The 2,976-nt window shown below is 71.2% G+C and carries 3 protein-coding genes; all 3 read left to right on the forward strand.

The features are described from left to right. Positions 1 to 1,128 (forward strand): condensation domain-containing protein (locus ACFWPJ_RS16330; RefSeq protein ID WP_378852082.1); only part of this gene is annotated, 1,128 nt, incomplete at its 5' end. 2 nt (positions 1,129 to 1,130) lie between these two features. Next, positions 1,131 to 2,387: a glycosyltransferase gene (locus ACFWPJ_RS16335; RefSeq protein ID WP_378852085.1), complete on the forward strand. Its 1,257-nt coding sequence runs from the start codon at positions 1,131 to 1,133 to the stop codon at positions 2,385 to 2,387. After that, a partial coding sequence (locus ACFWPJ_RS16340) for an ABC transporter ATP-binding protein (RefSeq protein WP_378852088.1) occupies positions 2,384 to 2,976 on the forward strand: 593 nt, incomplete at its 3' end. The genes ACFWPJ_RS16335 and ACFWPJ_RS16340, both read left to right, overlap by 4 nt.

The raw sequence follows: 2,976 nt of genomic DNA on the forward strand, positions 1-2,976 counted from the left end.
CACCACCGGGTGACCACCGCCCCCGGCACGGTGCGCGTGGCCGGTGTTCCGGTCGCCGATCTCACCGACGGCGAGCAGATCAACGACTTCCTCTGCGGCACATTGGAACTGCGTCTTTCCCCGCTGGTGTGGCCGCACCTGCTGGTGGCCACCGTCGCCCATGACACCGACGACTTCACCGTCCTGGTCGCCGCCGACCACTCGGTGCTCGACGCCTACTCGCAGGCCGTGCTCATCCTCGAACTGCGCACCCTCTACACCGCCGTGAGCACCGGCGGCGAGATCCGCGATTCGGCCACCTTCGGCAGCGCCGCCGACTACGCCGCCGTCGAGCGGGCCGCGGCCGAGGAACTCACCCCCGACTCCCCCGCCGTCGTGGTATGGCGCGATTTCGTCGGTGAGCCCGGCTCGCCCATGCCGCGCTTCGCCGAGGGCATGGTCGCCGCGCTCGACGGTGAGCACGCCCAGCCCAGTGTCTCGCGGACGCTACTGACCCTCGAGCAGCTCGAAGAGGTGGAGGCGTCGCTCGGCCGGATCAAACACCGGCTCTCGGTCACCGTCTTCGCCGCGCTCGCCGCCGCGTCCCGGGAAGTGTTCGGCGACGACCGTTTCCGCACGATCATGCCGATCGCGACCCGGCCCGATCTGAGCTGGCTCGAGTCGATGGGCTGGTTCGTCAATGTCGTCCCGGTCGACATCACCCTGCCCGCGGGCGCCGACATGTCCGTCACGCTGGATGTCACCCGGGCCGCGCTCAAGCGCGCCCACGTCTGCAACAACGCCTCGTGGGGCCGCTCCTTGGCGATGGCGGGCGCGCTCGAGGGCCCGACCTTCGGCGCCTCCTTCCTCGACATCCGCATGCTCCCGGACTACGAACTGGTCGCCGACCTGCGCGGACGCACACTGCGCGCCGTCTCGTACTCCACCGACGAGGTGTACTTCTGGGTCGTGCGCGGCCCCGAGGGGCTCTACGTCTCCACCCGCTACCCCGCCGGTCTGCCCGGCGAGGTGATGGACCGTTTCCTCACCGAATTCGCCAGGGCCATCTACGCGGTCACCACCATTGCCGCGCCCGCCGCGGCCGCACCGGTCGCCGACGCCGCGTCGGCAGCGCTGAGCGCGGGCTGACGATGCGTGCACTGCTGGCCTTCACCGGGAGCCGGGGCGATGCCCAGCCCGGCATCCTGCTTGCCCGCGAACTGCGGGCTCGCGGGCACTCGGTGACGCTCGCCCTCTCCCCCAATCTCGTCGAGTTCGCGACCGGACACGGTGTTCCCGCCGTCGGTTTCGGTCGCGACAGTGCCGAACTGCTGGCCACCCAGCACGCCGATCGCCGGTTCCGCAGCCTCAGTCCGCGTCAGCGGCTGCGTGCGGTGCTGGATCTGCAGCGGCGCGGGGTGGCCGAGGCGGTGCGTGACCTGCTCGTCCTGACACCGGGCCACGACGTGCTGGTGACCGGGATGGCGGGTGAGGAAGCGGCTGAGAAGGCCGCGCGGCGCGTCGGATTGCCGTTGGCCGCAGTGCATTTCTTCCCGATCCACCCGAATCGCTCGGTTCCGGTGGTGCCGGCGGCGTGGGGTGAGCGGATTCCCGGTGGGCTCAACCGGCGGATCTGGTCGGGGCTGCGGTGGGCGCGTGACGCCGCGCTGGCCGAACCGCTGGCCGAGTTCGGAATTGTCGAACATCCGCTGCCGGGCCGGGTGTCGATCCAGGCCTACGACGTCGACCTGTTTTCCGGGTTGGCTGCGGAGCTGCCGGATCGGCACCCGATCACCGGGTTCGCCGTCGACACGGACGGTTTCCTCGGCGGCACGGTCGATCCCGCGCTGGCCACCTGGCTCGACGCGGGTGCGGCGCCGATCTATGTCGGCTTCGGCTCGATGGCGGTCGACGATCCGGTGGCGCTGGTGACGATGCTGCGCACGGTCTGCGCCCGGCGCGGCAGGCGGCTGCTGCTCGCCGCGGGCTGGGCGGGCATCGAGCCCGAACTGTCGGCCGAGGTGGCGATCGTCGACCAGGTCGACCACGCCGCGGTGTTCCCGCGCTGCGTCGCCGCGGTGCACCACGGCGGGGCGGGCACGACGGCCGCCGCGCTGCGTGCCGGTGTGCCGCAGGTGATCTGCTCGATCCAGGCCGATCAACCGTATTGGGGACGCGCACTGGCCCGGCTCGGCCTGGCCGACACCCTGCGCGCCGCCGATCTCCGCGCGGACGCGCTCGCCGCCATGCTGGACCGGGTCGCCGACCCGAATGTGGTCGCCCGTGCCGCCACCTACGCGAGCCGCTTCCCCGACAGCGGCGTCGCCCTCGCCGCCGACGAGGTGGAAGCCCTTGTCCCCGTGTCGTTCCCGACACCCGAACTGGACCATGCCGGGAGGCTGCAGTGAGCACCGAAATCGCCGTCCGCACTGGCGGACTCGGCAAGTCCTACGGTGACTTCACCGCGGTAGGCAGCATCGACCTGAGCATTCCCGCCGGTTCGGTGTTCGCCATGCTCGGCCCCAACGGCGCGGGCAAGACCACCACGGTCCGCATGCTGGCGACCCTGCTGCGCCCGGATCGCGGCAGCGCCGAGGTGTTCGGCTTCGACGTGGTGCGCGATGCCACCGCGGTCCGCTCGATGATCGGGCTCACCGGTCAGTACGCCTCGGTCGACGAAACCCTCACCGCCGGTGAGAATCTGCGCCTGTTCGGTCGGCTGCTCGGACTGTCGCGGCGCGAAGCCGCGCAGCGCAGCGACGAACTTCTCGAGGAGTTCGAGCTCTCCGCCGTCGCCCGGCGCAGTGTGTCCGCGTTCTCGGGCGGCATGCGCCGTCGCCTCGATCTGGCCGCGACGCTGATCACGGTGCCCCCGCTGATCTTCCTCGACGAGCCGACCACCGGCCTGGACCCGCACACCCGTGATCGCATGTGGGGCATCGTGCGCGGTCTCGTCGATAGCGGCGCGACCGTGCTGCTGTCCCACCCATCTCTGGA

Origin of the sequence: Nocardia sp. NPDC058497, assembly GCF_042720195.1 — a bacterium.
GTDB lineage: Bacteria > Actinomycetota > Actinomycetes > Mycobacteriales > Mycobacteriaceae > Nocardia.

Coding starts and splice junctions, on each gene's coding strand:
- ACFWPJ_RS16335 (WP_378852085.1), top strand. CDS start 1,131: ATGCGTGCACTGCTGGCCTTCACCGGGAGCCGGGGCGATGCCCAGCCC.